We start from the raw sequence: 21,736 nt of genomic DNA, 5'->3' as shown, positions 1-21,736 counted from the left end.
CTCCTCGGGGATCAGGTCCTCGACGCTCATGTCGCCGTCGAAGCCGAAGAGGATCTCGGTGCGGCGGTCGTCGCCGAAGCGGTCGACGATCTCGTCGAGTTCGTCCGAGATGACGCTGCGCTGGCGCTCCGGGCTCGCGAGGATCGACTCTGTAGTCCTCGATCTCGGCCTGGATTCGGTCGTGCTCGTCGATGATCTTCTGGCGCTCGAGCGCGGCCAGGCGGCGCAGCTGCATGTCGAGGATCGCCCGCGACTGCACCTCGTCGATGTCGAGGAGCTCCATCGCCGTCGCGCGCCTCCTCGACCGTGGGGGAGCGGCGGATGAGGGCGATGACCTCGTCGAGCGCGTCGAGCGCCTTGAGGTAGCCGCGCAGGATGTGGATGCGCGCCTCGGCCTCGTCGAGGAGGTACTGCGTGCGCCGGACGATGACCTCGACCTGGTGGTCGACCCACGCTCGGATGAAGCCGTCGAGCGAGAGCGTGCGCGGGATGCCGTCGACGATCGCGAGCATGTTCGCGCCGAAGTTCTCCTGCAGCGGGGTGTGCTTGTAGAGGTTGTTCAGCACGACCTTGGCGACGGCGTCGCGCTTGAGCACGACGACGAGGCGCTGACCGGTGCGTCCCGAGGTCTCGTCTCGGATGTCGGCGATGCCCGAGACGCGCCGTCCTTGACGAGCTCGGCGATCTTGATCGCGAGGTTGTCGGGGTTCACCTGGTGCCGGGAGCTCGGTGACGACGAGGCAGGTGCGCCCTGGATTCTCCTCGATCGAGACGACGGCGCGCATGGTGATCGAGCCGCGACCGGTCCGGTAGGCGTCCTGGATGCCGTGACGCCGAGGATCTGGGCGCCGGTGGGGAAGTCGGGGCCCTTGATGCGCTGCAGCAGTGCCTCGAGCAGCTCCTCGCGGGACGCCCGGGCGCTCGAGCGCCCACTTCGCACCCGACGCGACCTCGCGGAGGTTGTGCGGCGGGATGTTCGCGGCCATGCCGACCGCGATGCCGACCGAGCCGTTGACGAGCAGGTTGGGGAATCGCGCCGGCAGGATGGCGTGCTCGCGGGTGCGGCCGTCGTAGTTGTCCTGGAAGTCGACGGTGTTCTTGTCGATGTCGCGGACCATCTCGAGGGCCAGCGGGGCCATCTTGGTCTCGGTGTACCGGGTGCTGCGGCGCCGTCGTTGCCGGGGAGCCGAAGTTGCCCTGGCCGAGCGCGAGCGGGTAGCGGAGGCTCCACGGCTGGACCAGGCGCACGAGTGCGTCGTAGATGGCGGAGTCGCCGGGGTGGAACTGGCCCATCACGTCGCCGACGACGCGGGAGCACTTCGAGAACGCCTTGTCCGGGCGGTAGCCGCCGTCGTACATGGCGTAGATGACGCGGCGGTGCACGGGCTTCAGCCCGTCGCGCACCTCCGGCAGCGCGCGACCCACGATGACGCTCATCGCGTAGCGAGGTACGAGCGCTGCATCTCGAGCTGCAGATCGACGGGCTCGATCTTGTCGTGCCCGTGGATCACCACACCGGTCTCGGTGACGATGTCCTCGCTGTCGTCCGGACCGGTGGGGGTGGTGGTTCGTCTGCCATGATCTCTGGTCTCTCAGGTGGGTCCGGGCCCCGGGTGGACGGGGGCGGCGGTCGCGCTGGGTGTCAGTCGTTATAGGGCTGATGCGGCCCATTGAGGGCCGCCGTCACGTTGTCGAGATGGTCGCTCGCCGCGGCCGTGTGCCGCGGGCCGCCGCCTTGTAGATCGCGATGCGATCTCAGATGTCGAGGAAGCGCACGTCCTTGGCGTTCTTCTGGATGAGCGAGCGCCGCGACTCGACGTCCTCGCCCATCAGGGTCGAGAAGATCTCGTCGGCGGCGGCCGCGTCGTCGAGCGTGACCTGGAGGAGGGTCCGGGTGGCCGATCCATCGTGGTCTCCCACAGCTCCTTGTAGTCCATCTCGCCGAGACCCTTGTAGCGCTGGATCCCGTTCTCCTTCGGCATGCGCTTGTTCGACGCGGCGCCGTGCGCGATCAAGGCGTCGCGTTCGCGGTCGCTGTAGACGTACTGCGCGGCGAGTTCGACCACTTGAGGCGGTACAGCGGCGGCTGCGCGAGGTAGACGTAACCGAGGTCGATCAGCGGTCGCATGTAGCGGAACAGCAGCGTCAGCAGCAGCGTCGTGATGTGCTGGCCGTCGACGTCGGCGTCGGCCATCAGGATGATCTTGTGGTACCGGGCCTTGTCGGGGTTGAAGTCCTCCTCGATGCCGGCGCCGAAGGCCGTGATCATGGCCTGGACCTCGTTGTTGCCGAGTGCGCGATCGAGGCGCGCCTTCTCGACGTTCAGGATCTTGCCTTCGAGGGGGAGGATCGCCTGCGTCCGGATTGTGGCCCTGCACCGCGGATCCGCTCGCCGAGTCGCCCTCGACGATGAAGATCTCGGAGAGCGACGGGTCCTTCGACTGGCAGTCCTTGAGCTTGCCGGGCATGCTGCCGCCCTCGAGCAGGCCCTTGCGGCGGGCGGGTCTCGCGCGCCTTGCGGGCCGCCATCCGGGCCGACGCGGCCTGGATCGACTTGCTGATGATGTCCTTGGCCTGGGGGTAGTTGCGGTCGAACCAGTCGGCGAGCTGCTCGCCGGTCACGCGCTGCACGAACGCCTTGGCCTCGGTGTTGCCGAGCTTGGCCCTCGTCTGGCCTTCGAACTGCGGCTCGCCGAGCTTGATCGAGACGACCGCGGTGAGGCCTTCGCGGATGTCCTCGCCCGAGAGGTTGTCGTCCTTTCTTTCAGGAGGTTCTTCGCGCGGGCGTACTTGTTCACGAGGGTCGTGAGCGCCGCGCGGAAGCCCTCCTCGTGGGTGCCGCCCTCGTGGGTGTTGATGGTGTTCGCGTAGGTGTGGACGCTCTCGGTGTAGGCCGTCGTCCACTGCATCGCGACCTCGAGCGAGATGCGGCGCTCTGTCCTCGCTCTCGAAGTCGATGCTCGAGCACGAGATCGGACTTCTTGAGCGAGTTGATGTACTCGACGTAGTCGACGAGGCCCTTCTCGTAGTGGAAGACGTCGCCGCGGACGCCCACGGTCTCGTCCTCCTCGCCGTCGAACTCGACCTCGTTCTGGTCGGTCAGCGCGATCCGCAGGCCCTTGTTGAGGAACGCCATCTGCTGGAAGCGGGCACGGAGGGTCTCGTAGTCGAACTCGGTGGTCTCGAAGATCTCGCCGTTGGGCCACGTAAGGCGATCGTGGTGCCGGTCTCGTCGCTCGCCTCGCCCTTCTCGAGGGGCGCGACGGGCACGCCGTCAGCGAAGGACATCCGGCAGACGCTGCCCTGGCGCTTGACCTCGACCTCGAGCTTCGTCGAGGGGCGTTGACGACGGACGAGCCGACGCCGTGCAGTCCGCCGGACACCGCGTAGCCGCCGCCGCCGAACTTGCCGCCGGCGTGCAGCACGGTCAGGACGAGCTCGGACGGTCGGGATGCCCTCGGTCGGGCGCATGTCGACGGGGATGCCGCGGCCGTTGTCGGCGACCGTCACGCTCCGTCGGCCCGCATGACGACCTCGATGTTGTCGCAGTACTCCGGCGAGCGCCTCGTCGACGGCGTTGTCGACGATCTCGTAGACCAGGTGGTGCAGACCCGCGCGGCCCCGTGGATCCGATGTACATGCCGGGGCGGCTGGCGCACCGCCCGAGGCCCTCGAGGACCTCGATCTGGCTGGCGCCGTAGTCGCCGGAGGACTTGGTCGACATCCCGAGGACGGTGGTCGGTGGAGCCGTTCGCGTCCAGGTCGTTCGCTGCGGGGGCTGACGTGGAGTCGGTCGGCTCAGATGTCATAGCTGTGGAGTTCTCCTCTGACGGTCCGATGCGACGCGGGGAGGATCTGGAGATCGCTCCCGCTGCGCGAGGTCCCACGAGTGGTGGACCGCGCGTTCCCGAACGGACTCCGGGAGCGGCGTCGCTGCGGTTCGGCGGCCCTCCATTCTACCGCGCGGAGGACGATCCGCGGCGCTCTGCGGCGATCTGACGCCCTGGATCGGCGGGGTCGACCGAAAATGCGTCCTCAGCCGTAGGTGTCGCGCGGACCACGCCCTGGAATCGACCTGGGGCCCCTTTTCCAGTTCGGTACGTCAGGCCCTGGAATCGGATCGACGCGATCCCCGCCTCGGGGTAGTTCACCGCGATGTGGTTCATGATCTCGATCCGCATGAGCCGCAGCGTGTCGCCCAGGCCGTCGACTCGCACGCGACGCTCAGCACTCCGTCGACGACGCCCAGCGGAGTGGAGTGCTTCGCGGTCTCCTCGCCGGCGATCGCCGTCCACGACGAGATGAGGTCGCCCTGCGCGAGCGGAGCGGTCCAGTCCATCTTGCGGGTGAGCGACTCGAGCACGTCGCCGAGGTCGTGCGGGTCGCGTCCTCTTCCCGAACGGGATCGCGTCGCCCTTGGGCTCCGCGCGCCTCGACGGTCCTGCGGACGCGGCGCGGACCGTCGCCGCCGAACACCTCCTTGAGGTGCCGGTAGACGCGCGCGGCCTCGGTCTCGGGCGCGGGGGAGCCGCGACGAGGCCGCCACGGGCCGGCTCCTCGGCGGCGGGCTCGGCCTCGCGCGCGCGTCGGCCGACTGCTCGGAGTGCGCGAGGTCCGAATCCGTCGCGTCGGCCGACCGCTCCGAACCGGAGACCCCGCTCGGGTGCGATCGCCGCGCCACCCGGGGTCTCGGGCTCGACGATGCTGCCCGCCTCGATCCTCACCGTGTGCGCCGCCAGTGCGGCCGGCACGTCGTCGAGGACCGCCGCGGTGATGAGCACCTGCTCGTAGTCGGCGACGACGGAGGCGAGCCGCTCGCGGCGGCGCGAGTCCAGCTCCGCGAACACGTCGTCGAGCATCAGGACGGATCGCCATGGGGGAGTCGCGGCGCAGCAGCTCCGCGGCGCCCAGCTTGAGGGCGAGGGCGAACGACCAGCTCGCCGTGGCTCGCGTACCCCTTGGCCGGCAGGTCGTTCAGCTCGAACTGCACGTCGTCGCGGTGCGGTCCGACCAGCGAGATCCCGCGGTCGAGCTCCTTGCGGCGCACCGCCGTCAGCGCCGTGGCGAAGGCATCGGTCAGCCCTGCGCGCTCGACGGGTGAGCCCGGCTCGGCGCCTTCGACGGGCTCGCCGTCGTCGTCGACCGCGCCCTCGATGCTCAGGCGCGAGCGCAGGACCGGCCGCTGGTCCGCCCCGGCCACCGCCTCGTAGGCGCGGCGCACCGGTCCGCTCAGCTCGTCGACGAGAGCGAGGCGCGACTGCATGATCTCGGAGCCGAGGGCGATCAGCCGCTCGTCCCAGATGTCGAGGGTGCTCAGCTTGGAGACGTCGCGGATGCCGCTCGCCCGCGCCGACTTCAGCAGCGAGTTGCGCTGGCGGCAGCACCCGCTCGTAGTCGGCCTGCACCGCGCTCATCCGGGGAGAGCAGGATCACCAGCTGGTCGAGGAAGCGGCGCCGGGCCGACGGGTCGCCGCGGATCAGGAGGAGGTCCTCCGGTGCGGAAGAGGACGCTGGAGAAGAAGCGCGGCAGCTCGCGCGGCTTGGATGCCGCCGCGGTTGATCTGGGCGCGGTTGGGGAGGAGCGGTTGATCTGCACCTCGGCCAGCAGCTCGCGATCGCCGCCGCGGAGTCGGGCCCGCACCACGGCGCTGTCCCGGCCGGCCCGATGAGCGCCTGATCGCCCGAGACCCGGTGCGACCCCAGGGTGGAGAGGTACCCGAGCGACTCGACCAGGTTCGTCTTGCCCTGCCCGTTGCGCCCCACGAAGAGGTTCGGCCCGGGCACGAGCGCGACGTCGACGGATCCGTAGTTCCGGAAGTCGCTCAGCGCCAGCTGCACCACGTGCACGTCACCACCTCTCCGTCCCACTCTGCCCGATGCGCCTGTGCCTCCTCCGCTGGAGCACTCGGCCCTCCGGGGCCCCTCGACCAGCGGAGGGATCAGCCGGGATCCCGCCGCCCTCGCGTCCGTGACACCGACCCGACGATCGGCCCGGCTGCTGGATCACGTGGGTCTCGATAGCGCCCCTGCGGGGCTACTCGACCAGCAAGCATCGAGCGCCGCCGTCCGCAGGACGCGCACCCTGCGGAAGCAAGGAGGGAGCGGGCCGGAGGCCCGCCGACGCCCTGAGAGCATCTGCTGCCCTCAGGGTGGCGGCGGGCCGCAGGTCGCCGGACGCGACCGGCTCTGCGAAACGCGCCCACCTCGAAAAGCTGACCGCCGGAGGACCGCCGCAGGCAGTCCTCGCCGATGAACGCAGCAGGCGGCCGGAGGCTCGCCGACGCCCCGAGAGCATCTCTGCTCAGGGCGGCGGCGGGCCGCAGGTCGCCGGACGCGACCGGCTCTGCGGAACGTGACCGCTCAGGAAGCCGACCGCCGTGAGGACCGGCACAGCCGGTCCGAGCCCGTGAACTCAGTCCACGGCCTTGACGGAGTGCCCGCCGAACTGGTTCCGCAGCGCCGCCACGGCCTTCATCGCGGGGGAGTCCTCCTGGCGTGAGACGAAGCGCGCGAAGATCGAGGCGCTGGATCGTGGGCACCGGGACGGCGTTGTTGATGGCCTCCTCGATGGTCCAGCGGCCCTCGCCGGAGTCCTGGACGTAGCCCTCGATGTGCTCGAACTCCGGGTCCTGCTCGAGCGCGCGCACGAGGAGCCTCGAGGAGCCAGGAGCGCACGACCGTGCCGCGCTGCCACGCCTTGAAGGTGCCGGTGACGTCCTTGATGATGTCCTTGCGGGTGTCGAGCAGCTCGTAGCCCTCGGCGAACGCCTGGCATGAGCGCGTACTCGATGCCGTTGTGCACCATCTTCGCGTAGTGGCCCGCGCCGACCTCGCCCACGTGGACGAAGCCCTCCTCGCGGGTCCCTCGGGGCGCAGTGCGTCGAAGACGGGCATCGCGTACTCGACGAGCTCGCTCGGACCGCCGACCATGAGGCCGTAGCCGTTCTTCGAGACCCCAGACGCCGCCCGAGACGCCGGCGTCGATGTAGTGGATCCCCTTGGGCTTCAGCAGCGCGTCGTGCTTGAAGTCCTCGGTGAAACGGGAGTTGCCGCCGTCGATGACGAGATCGCCCTCCGAGAGCTTCTCGGACAGGTCGGTGACGACGCTGTCGGTGATCGCTCCGGCGGGGACCATGACCCACACCACGCGGGGCGCGGGCAGAGCGGCGATCATGTCGTCGAGGGAGGCGGCGTCGGAGACGTCCGGGTTGCGGTCGTATCCGGTCACCTCCACCCCCTTCTCACGGAGGCGGGAGCGCATGCTGTCGCCCATCTTGCCGAGTCCGACGAGTCCGATGTGCATGGTGAACCTTCCTGGATTCATGAGCCGGCGGGCGGGCGCTCGTCGGGAGCGGGGAGGGTCGCGACGGTGCGATCGAAGAGGGGGTCAGCGCAGGAGCAGGTTGGGCGCAGCAGGTAGCGGTAGCTGTCGTTGCCGGGCTGCTCGCGCGAGGTCTGGGCCGTGAGCAGGACCGACCGGGCTTGTTGGGATTCTCGGTCTTCGTGGAACGCGATGCGCACGAACTCCGAGTGCACCGCGGCGAGCCCGTCGAGCAGGAACTGCGGCTTGAGCGAGACGACGACGTCGCCGCCCGTCAGGATCGCGTCGATGCTCTCGACGCCTGCGCCTGCTCCGATCCGATGGCTTCGAGGGTGAGGCCGTCGCTGCTGAAGCTGAAGCGGAGGGCGGCCTCGCGCTCGAGGACGAGCGAGACGCGGCGCGTGGCCTCGATGAGGTCGCTGGTCGCCATGACCGCGTAGTTCTCGACCGAGGCGGGGAAGAGGCGCTTGACCGGGGGGAAGTTCCCCTTGATCAGGAGCGACGTGACCGTCTTGCGGTCGGCCGTGAAGGCGATGAGCTCGCGCCCTCGTCGCGCTGCGTGATCGCGACCGAGACAGTGCCGGAGTGGCCGAACGTCTTGCCGACCTCCTGCAGGGTCCGCGCCGGCACGAGAGCGGTGAGCGGCTGGCTCGGAGCGGGGTTGTCGCCGTTGTCCCAGTCGATCTCGCGGACGGCGACGCGGTAGCGGTCCGTCGCGACGAGGCCGATGGTGTTCTCGGTGATCTCGAGCTGCACGCCGGTGATCACCGGAGTCACGTCGTCGCGGGAGGCGGCGACGGCGACCTGCGAGATGGCGGCCGAGAAGGCATCGGCGGGGACCAGCCCGGTCGACGCGTCGATCTCGGGGATCGACGGGTACTCCTCCACGGGCATCTGCAGCAAGGTGAAGCGCGCGGATCCGGCCGAGACCGTCACGCGGGACTCCTCCGTCGCGATGCGGACGGGGGCGTTGGGCAGACGGTTGGCGATGTCGGCGAGAAGGCGTCCCGAGACGAGGACAGTGCCGGGCTCCTCGACGTCGGCCGCGATCTGCGTCTGCGCCGAGACCTCGTAGTCGAACGAGGAGAGCGTGAGGTGCCCTCGCTCGTCGCCTCGATGAGGACGCCGGAGAGGATCGGCAGGGTGGTGCGCTGCGGCAGCAGCTTGACCGCGAAGGACACGGCCTCGCTGAAGACATCGCGGTTGGCTTGGAACCTCACGAGAACACCCCTGACGAGTCGCGGACGAAGACCGTCGCCCATCGTACCTCGGGTGTCTCGCCGCGCTCAGAAGGGGTGGACTCCTCCGACCTCTCCTCGCGCCGTCCACAAGGTTGTCGTTCGCGCCCCGATTAAAGAGAGAACTGCGTTAACAGTGCTAACACGTGTGGAAACTGTGGAAAGCGCTGGTGGCCCCTACTCCCCGCTGGCATCCGGACCCCCTGCCTCTGTGGAGGAGCTGTGAGCGCGCCGGTGGACGCCCTGTTGAGAGATCCGAGCGCGTCGACCGGATTCCACAGGCGGGCCGGATCGGCCGCACAGTTCGAGCTCGGTTGGGTCCAACAGTTATCCACAGGTTCTGCACACGTGTGGAAAGCGTCGGAATCCGTTCGATGCGTCGAACGCGGAGGGGGCGACGGCGTGTCGGAGTCGTCGAGGTGCAGGGTCCGAGGACGCCGCGGTGCGGCTACTCGACCAGCGGGAGGAATTCGCGGTGCCGACCGGAGACGGCCTCCGCACCCTCTGCTTGCTGATCGAGTAGCGGCCGCAGGGCGCGTATCGAGATCCCCGTCACAGGTGGGCGGTCTCGATACGCCGCGGTGCGGCTACTCGGACCAGCGTGGAAGGGGGTCCGACGAGCAGCTCGGGGCCCGTAGCGCGGGTGCTCGACCGGCAGAGGAGTGAGCCGTGGAGGGCCGCTAGCGGTTCGTCTTGATGCGGGTGGTCAGCTCAGTGACCCGGTTGTAGATGCTGCGGCGCTCCTTCATGAGCTCCGAGATCTTCTTGTTCGCGTACATGACCGTCGTGTGGTCGCGGTTGCCGAAGAGCTGGCCGATCTTGGGCAGCGACAGGTTGGTCAGCTCGCGGCAGAGGTACATGGCGATCTGACGTGCGGTGGCGACGGCCTGCGAGCGGGACGAGCCGTAGAGGTCGTCGACGGTGAGCTTGAAGTAGTCCGCGGTGTGATTGATGATGTCGACCGGCGAGATGACGTTGTCCTCGTCGAGCGTGATCAGGTCCTTCAGCACCGTCTGCACGAGCGACATGTCGACCGGAGTGCGGTTGAGGCTCGCGAACGCGGTGACGCGGATGAGCGTCCCCTCGAGCTCGCGGATGTTGCTCGACACCTTCGACGCCATGAACTTCGAGGATGTCGTCGGGCACGAGCAGCTTCTCGCTGACGGCCTTCTTCCGGAGTGATCGCGATGCGCGTCTCGAGGTCGGGCGCCTGGACGTCCGTGATCAGGCCCCACTCGAAGCGCGAGCGCATCCGGTCCTCGAACCCCGTCAGGGCCTTCGGCGGCAGATCCGACGTGATCACGACCTGCTTGTTGTGATCGTGCAACTGGTTGAAGGTGTGGAAGAACGCCTCCTGCGTCTCCGCCTTGCCCTGCAGGAACTGGATGTCGTCGATCAGGAGGATGTCGACGTTGCGGTACCGGCCGTGGAACGCGTTGCCCTGGTTGTTGGCGATCGAGTTGATGAAGTCGTTGGTGAACTCCTCGGATGACACGTAGCGCACGCGGATGCCCGGGTAGAGACTCATCGCGTAGTGGCCGATGGCGTGCAGGAGGTGGGTCTTGCCCAGTCCGGAGTCGCCGTAGACGAAGAGCGGGTTGTACGCCTTGGCCGGCGCCTCCGCGACCGCGACCGCCGCGGCGTGCGCGAACCGGTTGGATCCGCCGATGACGAAGTTGTCGAAGCTGTACTTGGGGTTCAGCCGGGTGTCCGTCGCCGGGACGGTCCGCATCTCCTCGACCACGCGCACCGGGGTGAGGGCGGGGGAGGAACCGGTGATCGGCTCGAACGGGTTCAGCGACTCGGACGAGGCGGGCGAGCTCAACGGCTCGTGCTCGATGTCCGGGTTCACGACGAAGGCGAAGGTGGAGACGCCGAAGGAGTCGTCGAGGGTGCCGATCGCGCTGAGCAGCGGCACGCGCACGCGCTGCTCGAGCATGCCGCGGGTGAACTCGTTCGGGACCTCCAGGTAGAAGGTGCCCGCCATGATGCCCTTGGGCTCCACGAGCGAGACGAATCCGTAGAGCGGAGCCGTGATGCGATCGTCCTGCGAGAGGGCCCCGAGGATCACCTTCCACGCGTCGACGATCGACGTGTCCTCTGGCATCTGTCTCCGGTCCTCGGTCGCTGTCGAAATGCTCATCGCCGTGCGGCGGCGCCGTTCGCAGTGCGAACGCGCGGAGTCCGTCGGTGATCCGGCCCGTCCGGGGGTCGAACGTCGTCCACAGGGCCCTCCACAGGAGGGAGCCGATGCCAGCGCGGACGCGGGAACGGGCGGCCTGGGCCTGTGGATAACTGCGGCTCAACACGGTAACGAAGGAGCCGACGGGAGACAAATCCACCACAGCCGACTCCGCGTGTCAATGCGCGGAACACGCCGTCGCGCGGGCAGAATCGAGGTTTCGGCCCGGTCCCATTTGACCGGTGGCGGGACAGGCCGTAGTTTTCAACTCAGTTGACGCCTGCCCGGGGTCGCTCGGTCGGTCCTCAGGGACACGTCCTGATCGGAGCCGGGCTCCCTTTCTTCCCGGGAGACCGGAGCACCGCCCCGGCGGTCGCCCCGCCGGTACCGAGGAACACGTACGTGGAGATTGAACCATGAGCAAGCGAACCTTCCAGCCGAACAACCGTCGTCGCGCCAAGGTGCACGGCTTCCGCCTGCGCATGCGCACCCGCGCCGGCCGCGGCATCCTGAGCGCACGCCGCGCCAAGGGCCGCACCGAGCTCTCGGCGTAGAGCCCACTGGTACCGACCAGCGGTGCTGGCCAGAGCCCATCGCATCGTCCGAGGTGACGAGTACCGGGCAGTCGTCCGTCGCGTGTGCGGTCCACAGGACCGCACACCGTCACGTATGTCCGGAGGTCGTCTTCGGCGACTCCCCCGCGATTCGGTTTCATCGTGGCCAAGACCGTCGGATCGGCCGTGACGCGCAACACCGTGCGCCGGCGCCTGAAGGCGATCGCGTTCGAGCTGGTGGCGCAGACCGAGCACGGGACCGACATCGTGATCCGCGCGCTGCCCAGCAGCGCGACGGCTCCGTGGGCGGATCTCCGCCGGGAGGTCGTGGGCGCGATGTCGCGGAACCCGCGCTCCGGCCGGTCGTCCGAGGTCCGCTCGTGACCACTTCCGTCGTCGGCCGTCCGCTCTCGTGGCCGGCGCGACTGGGCTGGGGCCTGCTCCTCCTCCCCCGCAATCTCGGGATCCTGCTCCTGCTGGTCTACCGAACCGTCGTCTCCCTCTGTACGGCGACGTCTGCCGCTACTACCCCTCGTGCTCCTCGTACGCGCTGCAGGCCGTCCAGCTCCACGGACTCGTACTCGGCTCCGTCCTCGCTGCGCGTCGACTCCTCCGCTGCCACCCGTGGGCGGCCGGCGGCGTCGATGACGTACCGACCTCGATCCCTCTGCACCGGCCGGCTCCGGGTCGCATCCGATTCGCTGTGACGCGTCTCGGGTTCGTCGCGGGCCCTCGAAAGGACTGACCCCCTCCCATGGACCTCCTTGGCACGATCCTCTGGCCCCTCAAATGGGTCGTCGAGCTGATCCTCGTCGCCTTCCATCAGCTGCTGACGCTGACCGGTCTGGAGGCGGCGGCCGGCATCACCTGGGTGCTGTCGATCGTGGGCCTCGTCCTCGTCATCCGTGCCGCTCTGATCCCGATCTTCGTGAAGCAGATCAAGAGCCAGCGCCGCATGATGGAGGTGGCGCCGCAGCTCAAGAAGATCCAGGACAAGTACAAGGGCAAGCGCGACCAGCTCTCCCGCGAGGCGATGTCGCGCGAGACCATGGAGCTCTACAAGCGCACGGGCACCAACCCGCTCGCCTCCTGCCTGCCGCTGCTGATCCAGATGCCGATCTTCTTCAGCCTCTTCTCTGTGCTGAACGACGCTCAGCGGAGCGAGCGGGGCGTCGGACCCCTCGATGCGGCCCTCGCCCGCCAGTTCGGCGAGGCGAACCTCTTCGGCATCGCGCCCCTGCACCAGTCGATCCAGGGCGCCCTCCAGGAGGGCGGCCAGGAGCTCGTCGTCGTGATCGCCGTCATCATGGTGGTCCTGATGACCGCCTCGCAGTTCATCACGCAGCTGCAGATCGTCTCGAAGAACATGTCGCCCGAGGCCAAGGCCTCGCCGACCTTCAAGCAGCAGCGGATCCTGCTGTACATCCTCCCCTCGTGTTCGCCTTCGGGCTTCGCGTTCCCCCTCGGCGTGATGTTCTACTGGCTGACCTCGAACATCTGGACGATGGTCCAGCAGTTCATCGTCATCCGGAACATGCCCACCCCGGGCAGCGAGGCCGCCAAGGCCCGCGAGGAGCGCCTGCGCCGCAAGGGCAAGCTCGTCGAGGAGACGAACGTCGCCGGCGAGACCACGCTCGTCGAGAAGAAGGCCGTTCAGCGCCAGCAGCCCGTCGGCAAGAACCGCGCCAAGAAGCAAGCCGGAAAGAAGTAGGACCGTCATGACCGACTCGACGCAGACCACCGCCGTCCCCGCGCAGGCACCGTCGTTCGACGGTGCACCCGCCGTGGACGAGGCCACGATCGTGCCCGCCGGCGAGAGCGCCGCGCCGGCTCCGGAGTCGACCCTCAAGCAGCTCGAGGACGAGGGCGACGTCGCTGCGGACTACATCGAGGAGTTCCTCGACATCTGCGACCTCGACGGCGACATCGACATCGAGGTGCGGAACGGCCGCGCCTACCTGTCCGTCACCGCGTCCGGAGATTCCAACCTCCGCGTGCTGTCGCGCCCCGATGCCGTTCAGGCCCTCCAGGAACTGACCCGCCTCGCAGTGCAGACCCGCACCGGTGCCTTCTCGCGCCTCATCCTCGACATCGGCGGCTCGCGCGATGCCCGCGAGACCGAGCTCGCGCAGCTCGTCGACCGGGCGATCGAGCGCATCGAGGAGGGCGCCACGTCGGCGTCCCTGCCCCCGATGTCCTCCTACGAGCGCAAGCTGGTGCACGACATGGTGAGCGAGCGCGGCTTCGTGTCGGAGTCGCGCGGCGAGGCACGCGAGCGCCACACCGTCATCACCCGCGGCTGAGACCCGTGGAGCCGACCCTCGAGGCCGAACCCGCCGCCGCCGCAGCGATCGCCGGCGACCGACTGCCGGTCCTGCGCCGGTTCACGCAGTCGCTCGCCGCGCAGGGCGAGGAGCGCGGCCTCATCGGCCCGTTGGAGCTTCCCCGCCTCTGGACCCGGCACGTGCTCAACAGCGCCCTGGTGGCGCCTCTGCTGCGTCCGGGGCTGGTGGGTGACGTCGGTAGTGGTGCGGGCCTTCCCGGCCTCGTCCTGGGCATCGTGCGGCCCGACGTGCGCTTCGTGCTGATCGAGCCGATGGAGCGGCGCATCCTCTGGCTCCGCGAGCAGGTCGAAGAGCTGGAACTCGAGAATGTCTCGGTTCTCCGTGCCCGGGCCGAGGAGGTCCGCCTCCCGGAACCGCTCGATCAGGTGACGGCACGCGCCGTCAGTGCTCTCTCGAAGCTCGTTCCTCTCACAGCACCGCTCCTGCGACCGGGGGCGAGCTCGTGCTCCTCAAGGGGATCAACGCCGAGAAGGAGATCCTGGCGGCCGAGAAGGTGCTCCGACGGTTCAAGGTCTCGACGCCCGAGGTCGTCGTGCTCGGCGACGGCGTGCTCTCCGAGGTCACGCGCGTGGTCCGGGCTACAGTGGGTTGATCCGGCCCTGTCGCGCGCGATCCGTCTCGGATCCTCGACTCCCGGCCTCGGTGGCACCCGCCCTGATCCATCTGCTGAGCGAAGGTTTCACGTGAAACGACCCGATTCCGACGTGACCGGACAGGCCGGGGGTTTCGACTCCTCCACTCCCCTGGCCCGCGAGATCGCCGATATGACCCGTCGACGAGCGTTGCTCAACGCACAGCCTCTGCCGAAGCCGGAGTCGACCAGGGTGATCACGATCTCGAACCAGAAGGGCGGGGTCGGCAAGACGACGACCACCGTCAACCTGGCGGCGGGGCTGGCGCGCGGTGACGCCAAGGTTCTCGTCATCGACCTCGACCCCCAGGGCAATGCGTCGACCGCGCTGGGCATCGAGCACCGCGCGGACACGCGCAGCGTCTACGACGTGATCGTGAACGACACCCCGCTGGCCGAAGTGGTCCAGAAGAGCCCGGAGTTCGATTCTCTGTACGGCGTTCCGGCGACGATCCATCTCGCCGGCGCCGAGATCGAGCTCGTGTCCCTCGTGGCGCGCGAGCAGCGCCTCCGTCGAGCGCTCGATCGGATGCTCGAGGGCATGGACGACCCGTTCGACTACGTGTTCATCGACTGCCCGCCGTCGCTCGGGCTCCTGACGATCAACGCCTTCGTCGCCGCCCGCGAGGTGCTGATCCCGATCCAGTGCGAGTACTACGCACTCGAAGGTCTCAGTCAGCTGTTGAAGAACATCGACCTGATCGAGCGTCACCTCAATCCCAACCTCGCGGTCTCGACGATCCTGCTGACCATGTTCGACGGCAGGACGAACCTCTCGCATCAGGTCGCCGCGGACGTGCGCGAGCACTTCCCGAAGGAAGTGCTGAGGGCGGTCATCCCGCGGAACGTGCGCATCTCGGAGGCACCGAGCTACGGGCAGAGCGTGATCACCTACGACCCGCAGTCCTCCGGCTCGCTGGCCTACCTGGAGGCCGCTGCGGAGATCGCACGCCGAGGTGCACGGAAGGCCGCTACCACCGAGAACGAAGGGCAGGCACGCTGATGGCGACGAAGCGCACAGGACTGGGCCGTGGAATCGGCTCGCTGATCCCGACCAGCGACGAGACGCGGTCGCGACCCGTCGACGTCTTCTTCCCGGACCAGAACCTCGGCGTGGAGCCGGCCGACGATCTGCTGGATGTCCCCGGTGCGCGGTTGGCACGACTCCCTCGAGGACATCGTGCCGAATGCTGCGCAGCCCCGTGCGGTCTTCGACCAGGACGATCTCGCCGAGCTGGTCCACAGTGTCCGCGAGTTCGGGGTGCTGCAGCCGATCGTCGTGCGTCCGGTGTCGGGCCGCGGTGGTGCGAAGTTCGAGCTCGTCATGGGGGAGCGTCGGTTCCGTGCGTCGAAGGCGGCAGGACTGACGACGATCCCGGCCGTCATCAAGGACACCGCAGACGAGAACATGCTCCGTGATGCTCTGCTCGAGAATCTGCACAGGGCGGAGCTGAACCCCCTCGAGGAGGCGTCCGCCTACCAGCAGCTCCTGAGTGACTTCGGAATCACGCAGGAGGCGCTCGCGTCCCGGCTCGGGCGATCCCGTCCGCAGATCTCGAACACGCCCGGTTGCTCCGCCTGCCTGCGGACGTGCAGGCACGGGTGGCTGCCGGAGTGCTCACCGCGGGACATGCTCGTGCGGTGCTGTCGCTCGAGGATGTCGATCAGATGCGCCGGCTCGCGGACAAGATCGTGAACGAAGACCTGTCGGTCCGCGCCGCTGAGGCTGCGGCGGCGCAGATGAAGAAGCCGCGGACGTCGGTCCGGGAGTTGCCCGAGGAGCGTGGGGGACACGCTGGACACCTCAGCTCGATCGCGGATCACCTCGGGGATCGCCTGAACACTCGCGTGAAGGTGACTCTGGGGCTCGCAAAGGCCAGATGGTCATCGACTTCGCCACTATTCAGGACTTGAACCGCATTCTGGCCGAGATCGGCGAGCCGTCCGAAGTGTCTCTTGCCCCGTAGCTCTCTGATGTTTCACGTGAAACGCCCCGGTGGTCTCTCCCGCCGGGGCTTTTCTTCGCTCTGAGCAGATTCGCCCGATGCGTCAGAGAGGCTTGCTCACAGAGCCGACGCCTCGTTGAAGGGAGCTCCCGCGTGCGCGGATCCCATAAGGCTTGCGCGCCAAGCTGGTGAGAGACTCCTTCATCTCCGTTTCACGTGAAACGTTCGGACAGATGCAGCGCATCCCGAGATCTGCAATGGATCGGCCTCATGGCGCCTTGACCGATCGGCTCCTCCCTCACGTCGGACGGTGCACAGCGGTCCGCGGTTGCACACAAGCGATCTGAAGAGTGCTTCGTGGTTCCGGACTGGGACGCTCAAGAGCCATCGCCAGACCGATGTTTCACGTGGAACGCTCGAGCGCCGCGGCTATCCCAGTTCGCACACGAAGTATGCCCGGCTGAGGCACCGTTTCACGTGAAACTTCGGCAGCGGGGATCACAGCTCGAAGGGCGTTCAGTCGCGCGAAGTGGTCAGCGCAGCGGCGAGATGTGCAAGCGTCGAGTAGACATCGCCGAGGAATCGGCCCGACGCCTCGATGGCCTGAGGGACGAGGGAGGTCTCGGTCATCCCGGGCAGTACGTTCGCATCGAAGAACCAGGGCGTGCCGTCTTCAGAGATGATGAAGTCGATGCGGGAGAGATGACGCAGGCCGAGGAGCTCGTGGATCTGCACTGCGGCGCGGGAGACCTCGGCGGTCGTTGAGGTGTCGAGCCGAGCGGGCGTGAAGAACCGAGTTTCACCGGCGTTGTACCGGGCGTCGAACGTGTACGAGCCTGCGACGGGCTCGATCTCGACTGGCGGAAGTGCGAGGGGCCCGTCTCCGAGATCGATGACACCGACAGAAACCTCCGTGCCGCGGACGAGCTGCTCGACGAGGACGACATCTCCGTACGTGTACGCCGAAACCATGGCCTGGGGGAGTTCGGAGTCTTCGTCGACGAGGGTGACCCCCTGTGCGGAACCGCCCTGTGCGGGCTTCACCACGAGGGCGCCGGGCAGCATCGCCCGGACCTGCGAGAGGATCGCCGCTGCGCCGAGTTCGCGGAAGGTGTCGCGGGGGAGCGTGAGTGAGTCCGGCGTGGCGAGTCCGGAACGACGCACCAGGGTCTTCGCGGTGGGCTTGGACCAAGCGAGTCGGGCTGAGTCCGCGTCGGACCCGACGTAGGGCAGGCCTGCAGCCCGAGAAGCCCCAGCAGAGCTCCATCCTCTCCGCTGGCCCCGTGGACGGCCGGCCAGACGAGATCTGGTCGGCGGGAGACGAGGAACGGCAGCAGCTCGGCGTCGGGCTCGCGCGTCACGACACGGTGGCCCATGGCGACGAGCCGATCTCTGACGCGGCGCCCGGAGCGGAGCGAGACGTCCCGCTCGTGGCTGATGCCTCCGCTGACCACGACGATGTCGAGTGCGCGGGACCCGATGGAGAAATCGGTCATGACCAGGCCTTTTTCGGGATCGCGAAGCGGACGGGCATCGTCACGCGACGCTCGGAGGAAGGGTGTGCGCCGGACGGCCGGCGTCGGCGGTCCGCAGAGCTCCCGTGCCGGCGAAGGTCGTGAGGAGGTCGAGTTCGCCGTCGATAACCTTGGCGAGCCGCCTGATCCCCTCGGTGATCCGGTCCGGCGTCGGATAGCAGAAGGAGAGTCGGATGTTGCGGCGTCCGTCTCCGTTCCCGTAGAAAGCGGTACCGGGTGTGTAGGCCACGAGCTCCTTCACGGCCCGGGGCAGCATGGCCTTCGAGTCGAGCCCGTCGGGAAGCGTCACCCAGACGTAGAAGCCGCCGCTCGGATCCGTCCAGGTGAGAGACGGCAGGTGGGTCTCGAGTCCGCGCAGCATCGCTTCCTTGCGCTCCCGGTACACGCCCCGGAAGATGTCGATCTGACCCTTCCAGTCCGCGGAGTCGAGGTACTTCGAGATGACCAGTTGACTGAACGACGAGGGACTGAGTACCGCGGCCTCGTTCGCGAGGATCAGACGCTCGCGGATGGCGTGCGGCGCGAGAGCCCAACCGACCCGGAAGCCGGGGGCGAGGGTCTTCGAGAAGGTACCCAGGTAGACGACGCCGTCCTCTTCGAGCGACCGCATCGCTTTGGGTGGCGCTCCGTCGAAGTACAGGAGGCCGTACGGGTTGTCCTCGAGAACGAGGATCCCCTCGCTCTTGCAGATCTCGAGGATCTCGACGCGCCGCTCCCAGCTGAGGGTGACTCCCGCGGATTGTGGAAGGTGGGGATCGTGTACAGGAACTTGATCCGCTTGCCGGAGGAACGCACGCGAGCGATGTGCTCCCGCAGGGCCGCGGGGATCAGGCCGTGCTCGTCCATGGCGACGTGCTCGATCTCGGCCTGATAGGACCGGAAGATCACCATGGCGGTCACATAGCTGGGTCCCTCGGACAGGACGACATCGCCGGGATCGAGGAAGATCTTCGAGAAGAGCTCGAGGGCGTGCTGCGATCCGGTGGTGACGACCACGTCGTCCGCGCTGGCCGAGATGCCCTCGAGCGCCATGACCTCGAGGATCTGCTCGCGCAGCTTCGGCACCCCCTGGCCCGATCCGTACTGCAGCGCGACCGGGCCCTGCTCGCGCATGACGGAGTCGATGGCACTGCTGACGAGATCCTGCGGGAGTGCGGCGACGTACGGCATGCCGCCCGCGAGCGAGACGACCTCGGGTCGGGATGCCACAGCGAACAGTGCTCGGACCTCGCTGGCGGCGAGGCCGGCTGTGCGCTCCGCGTAGGAGTCGTACCAGGGGTCGAGAGTGGTTCCGTGGTTGATCACGATCACGTCGCTTCGGTCGTCGGGCGGGGAGTCCGGTGCGGAGGCCGGGGTTGATCCACCCTATCCGGGAGGTCCGACGGCGGGTCGGGTCACGGCGGCTCCACTCCGGTGCGGGTGGACCGTCCGGTGTTTCACGTGAAACGCTCCCGAACGGCACGAAGCCCCCGTCTCCCGGAGGAGACGAGGGCTTCGGCGATCCGATCGGGAATGATCAGAGGAAGGCGGCGAGGTCGGCCTCGAGGGCCGGCTTCGGCTTGGCGCCGATGACGGTCTTGACGACCTCACCCTTCTGGTAGACCTTCATCGCGGGGATCGACGTGATCTGGTACTTGGCCGCGGTCTGCGGGTTCTCGTCGACGTTCAGCTTGACGATCTCGATCTTGTCGCCGTGCTCGGCCGAGATCTGGTCGAGGATCGGCGAGACCATGCGGCAGGGGCCGCACCACTCGGCCCAGAAGTCGACGAGGACGGTCTTCTCGGAGTCGAGGACGTCGGACTGGAACGAGGCGTCGGTGACGCTCTTCGCGGTGGACATAGGGATTCTCCTTCGTGAGCCGGACGAGCCGGTTCCACTCGTGGTGATGGGGTGGGTCAGCGGGTGACGAGTTCGGCTTCGACCGATGCGTCGACCTGGGGGGTGCCCTCGGTGTGGGCGGTGCCGTCGGCGAGCGCGGCGAGGTAGTGCTCCGCGTCGAGGGCGGCGACCGTTCCGGAGGCGGCGGCGGTGACGGCCTGACGGTAGGTCGGGTCGATGACGTCGCCCGCGGCGAAGACGCCGGGAACGGAGGTCTGCGAGGAGCGGCCGACGACCGAGATGGTGCCGTCGGTCGTCAGGTCGAGCTTCCCGTGGACGATGTGGGTCCGCGGGTCGTTGCCGATCGCGATGAAGAGCCCGTCGATGTCGAGTCGCGACTCGGTGCCGTCGACCGTGCTGCGGAGCTTGGCGCCGTTGACGTGGCTCTCACCGGCGATGCCGGTCACCTCGGAGTTCCAGACGAACTCGATCTTCTCGTTGTCGTGGGCGCGCTTCTGCATCACCTTCGACGCGCGGAGGGTGTCCTTGCGGTGGATGACGTACACCTTCTCGGCGAACTTGGTGAGGAAGGTCGCCTCCTCCATCGCCGAGTCGCCGCCGCCGACGACCGCGATCGTCTTCCCCTTGAAGAAGAAGCCGTCGCAGGTGGCGCACCATGAGACACCGTGTCCCGACAGGCGCTCCTCGTCGTGGAGACCCAGCTTGCGGTACGCGGAGCCGGTGGCGACGACGACCGTCTTGGCCTGGATGCTCTCACCCGATCCGAGGTGGACCGTCTTCGTCTCTCCTCGAGGTCGAGCCCGGCGACGTCGTCGTAGAACGTCGTCGCTCCGAAGCGCTCGGCCTGAGCCTGCATGGCGGCCATGAGCTCGGGTCCGAGGATGCCCTGGGGGAAGCCGGGGAAGTTCTCGACCTCGGTGGTGTTCATCGAGGTCGCCGCCGATCTCGACCGAGGAGGCGACCACGATCGGCTTCAGGTCGGCGCGGGCCGCGTAGATGGCGGCGGTCCAGGCCGGCGGGGCCGGATCCGATGATGACGATGTCCTGCACGGCAACTCCTGAGGTCTGTGCTGAGCGGGGGCTGATCGGGGGACGGCGCCCGAAGTGCTGCGCCGTCGTCTTGCTGGGTCTTCGTCGTGCACCGCCAGCGCGGTGCACCGTGTTCGTCTCGCCTGCGGAGCCCGGATCCGGTCGCTCGGTCGTTCCCGGCTCCACGGGCTACAACACATCCTAGGCGGGGGCTATTCCAGCCCCGGGCGGGCACTCGGCCGCCGATCAGGGTCGAGGGAAACACTTCTTCGCGGATCCACCGATCCGAGCTCTGACCTGGTTTTCCTCTCCTCGTCACAGCCGGCTTCGCCGGCGGCTCGGACGACGCGAGATCCACACGGTGAACCAGGCCGAGGCCGCGAAGAGTGACGTCAGGGCGACGACGTAGAACACCACCGCGATGCCTCCCCCGGGGAGGATCGGCGGATCCGCCAGGCGGGGGTCGAGGAACGGGTACGGGTACCAGACCTGCTCGTGCTTCATCTGGTCGTAGACGAGCGGGGCCCGCAGCACCGTGTAGGCGAACCAGGCGATCGGGACCGCCAGGACACCCGGGATCACTCCCCAGGACAACCGGCGGCGGCCCGGAGCGAACAGCCAGTCGAGCACGAGCGCGAGCGGGGCGACGACGTGCATCACCTCGTTCGTCCACTCCAGCGGTGCGCCGGCACCGGTGACCACCGTGCCGCGCAGGAGCAGGCTGTAGACCACTCCGATGACCACCATGCAGGCGACCACGCCCGCCCGCAGCCACGAGAACCAGCGCGGGTCCGGGAGCCGATCCCGCGCGAGGAGGACCGCTCCGATCAGGAGCACGACGGCCGCCGCCAGACAGGTCTCGACCGTGATGTAGCTGAAGAAGTTCACGACGAGGGTCGCGCGGTCGCGGAACCGGGCCTCGACCCAGAAGGAGTAGGAGTCGAGGAAGCTCACGACGGTCGCCGCGAGGATCGCGACGGCGACGAGCAGTCGGACGAGGACGAAGGTGAGCGCATCGCGCCTTCCGGATCGGCGGGTGAGGAGGAGCGGCTCTGCCGACGCCTCCACCCTGCACGTGGCGCGCCGCCGTGCACCTGCTCGGCGGCGGCCCCGCG

General features: G+C 68.2%; 12 protein-coding genes and 11 pseudogenes. 8 read left to right on the top strand and 15 right to left on the bottom strand.

Going from position 1 to position 21,736, the window contains the following annotated elements; genetic code table 11:
• Window positions 1-26 precede the first annotated feature (26 nt).
• From AC0CII_RS15835 to dnaA, 10 genes and pseudogenes are all read right to left on the bottom strand, one after another.
• Window positions 27-1,139, bottom strand: a complete 1,113-nt coding sequence (locus tag AC0CII_RS15835) for a DNA gyrase subunit A (protein WP_465229996.1) — start codon at window positions 1,137-1,139, stop codon at window positions 27-29.
• Between the two features lie 97 nt (window positions 1,140-1,236).
• A pseudogene (locus AC0CII_RS15830) lies at window positions 1,237-1,359 on the bottom strand (DNA gyrase subunit A); the annotation flags it as partial.
• Window positions 1,360-1,755: 396 nt separating this feature from the next.
• Window positions 1,756-3,028: pseudogene (locus AC0CII_RS15825) on the bottom strand (toprim domain-containing protein); the annotation flags it as partial.
• Window positions 3,029-3,099: 71 nt separating this feature from the next.
• Window positions 3,100-3,588, bottom strand: coding sequence for a hypothetical protein (locus AC0CII_RS15820; protein ID WP_465230952.1), 489 nt, complete (start codon window positions 3,586-3,588; stop codon window positions 3,100-3,102).
• Window positions 3,507-3,809, bottom strand: coding sequence for a hypothetical protein (locus tag AC0CII_RS15815; RefSeq protein ID WP_465229995.1), 303 nt, complete (start codon window positions 3,807-3,809; stop codon window positions 3,507-3,509). The genes AC0CII_RS15820 and AC0CII_RS15815 overlap by 82 nt, the downstream gene beginning before the upstream one ends.
• A 353-nt stretch (window positions 3,810-4,162) precedes the next feature.
• A complete protein-coding gene (locus AC0CII_RS15810) occupies window positions 4,163-4,339 on the bottom strand; it encodes a DciA family protein (protein ID WP_465230951.1) in 177 nt (58 codons plus the stop codon).
• 352 nt (window positions 4,340-4,691) lie between these two features.
• Window positions 4,692-5,847, bottom strand: a pseudogene (gene recF, locus AC0CII_RS15805) (DNA replication/repair protein RecF); the annotation flags it as partial.
• Between the two features lie 565 nt (window positions 5,848-6,412).
• Window positions 6,413-7,303 (bottom strand): annotated as a pseudogene (gnd, locus tag AC0CII_RS15800) (phosphogluconate dehydrogenase (NAD(+)-dependent, decarboxylating)).
• Window positions 7,304-7,387: 84 nt separating this feature from the next.
• Window positions 7,388-8,541 (bottom strand): annotated as a pseudogene (gene dnaN / locus AC0CII_RS15795) (DNA polymerase III subunit beta).
• A 698-nt stretch (window positions 8,542-9,239) separates the two neighbouring features.
• Window positions 9,240-10,666: pseudogene (gene dnaA, locus AC0CII_RS15790) on the bottom strand (chromosomal replication initiator protein DnaA).
• 491 nt (window positions 10,667-11,157) lie between these two features.
• On the opposite strand from dnaA, the gene rpmH reads away from it, so the two are divergent.
• The 8 genes and pseudogenes from rpmH (at window position 11,158) to AC0CII_RS15750 (ending at window position 16,238) form a co-directional block, all read left to right on the top strand.
• Window positions 11,158-11,295, top strand: a complete 138-nt coding sequence (rpmH, locus tag AC0CII_RS15785; RefSeq protein WP_055784512.1) for a 50S ribosomal protein L34 — start codon at window positions 11,158-11,160, stop codon at window positions 11,293-11,295.
• A gap of 84 nt (window positions 11,296-11,379) precedes the next feature.
• Window positions 11,380-11,679, top strand: coding sequence for a ribonuclease P protein component (rnpA, locus tag AC0CII_RS15780; protein WP_465229994.1), 300 nt, complete (start codon window positions 11,380-11,382; stop codon window positions 11,677-11,679).
• 41 nt (window positions 11,680-11,720) lie between these two features.
• Window positions 11,721-12,040: pseudogene (gene yidD / locus AC0CII_RS15775) on the top strand (membrane protein insertion efficiency factor YidD).
• 9 nt (window positions 12,041-12,049) lie between these two features.
• Window positions 12,050-13,006, top strand: coding sequence for a membrane protein insertase YidC (gene yidC, locus AC0CII_RS15770; protein ID WP_465229993.1), 957 nt, complete (start codon window positions 12,050-12,052; stop codon window positions 13,004-13,006).
• A 7-nt stretch (window positions 13,007-13,013) separates the two neighbouring features.
• Window positions 13,014-13,598 carry a Jag family protein gene (locus AC0CII_RS15765; RefSeq protein WP_465227141.1) on the top strand — a complete coding sequence of 195 codons (585 nt, stop codon included), beginning with the start codon at window positions 13,014-13,016 and terminating at the stop codon, window positions 13,596-13,598.
• Window positions 13,595-14,232 (top strand): annotated as a pseudogene (gene rsmG / locus AC0CII_RS15760) (16S rRNA (guanine(527)-N(7))-methyltransferase RsmG). Before AC0CII_RS15765 ends, rsmG begins: the two are co-directional and overlap by 4 nt.
• A gap of 172 nt (window positions 14,233-14,404) precedes the next feature.
• Entirely contained in the window at window positions 14,405-15,274 is an 870-nt protein-coding gene (locus AC0CII_RS15755; protein WP_465230950.1) for a ParA family protein, read from the top strand.
• A pseudogene (locus AC0CII_RS15750) lies at window positions 15,274-16,238 on the top strand (ParB/RepB/Spo0J family partition protein). The gene AC0CII_RS15755 and the pseudogene AC0CII_RS15750 overlap by 1 nt, the downstream one beginning before the upstream one ends.
• A gap of 495 nt (window positions 16,239-16,733) precedes the next feature.
• Here AC0CII_RS15750 and AC0CII_RS15745 read toward each other — a convergent pair.
• The 5 genes and pseudogenes from AC0CII_RS15745 to AC0CII_RS15725 all read right to left on the bottom strand — a co-directional run bounded on the left by AC0CII_RS15745 (window position 16,734) and on the right by AC0CII_RS15725 (window position 21,689).
• Window positions 16,734-17,381 (bottom strand): D-alanine--D-alanine ligase family protein, encoded by a 648-nt coding sequence (locus AC0CII_RS15745; RefSeq protein WP_465229992.1) that lies wholly within the window; start codon window positions 17,379-17,381, stop codon window positions 16,734-16,736.
• Between the two features lie 372 nt (window positions 17,382-17,753).
• A pseudogene (locus tag AC0CII_RS15740) lies at window positions 17,754-19,054 on the bottom strand (aminotransferase-like domain-containing protein).
• Window positions 19,055-19,268: 214 nt separating this feature from the next.
• Complete coding sequence (gene trxA, locus AC0CII_RS15735; RefSeq protein WP_055784535.1) at window positions 19,269-19,592, bottom strand: thioredoxin; 324 nt, start codon at window positions 19,590-19,592, stop codon at window positions 19,269-19,271.
• A 56-nt stretch (window positions 19,593-19,648) separates the two neighbouring features.
• A pseudogene (gene trxB / locus AC0CII_RS15730) lies at window positions 19,649-20,642 on the bottom strand (thioredoxin-disulfide reductase).
• Between the two features lie 294 nt (window positions 20,643-20,936).
• The gene (locus AC0CII_RS15725) at window positions 20,937-21,689 is read right to left on the bottom strand and encodes a Pr6Pr family membrane protein (RefSeq protein ID WP_465229991.1); all 753 of its coding nucleotides are present in this window, start codon (window positions 21,687-21,689) and stop codon (window positions 20,937-20,939) included.
• Between the last annotated feature and the right edge of the window lie 47 nt (window positions 21,690-21,736).

It is taken from the genome of Rathayibacter sp. AC182, assembly GCF_979253875.1.
Note: the sequence above shows the minus strand (reverse complement) of the source record. Positions and strands in the feature narration are given on the sequence as shown.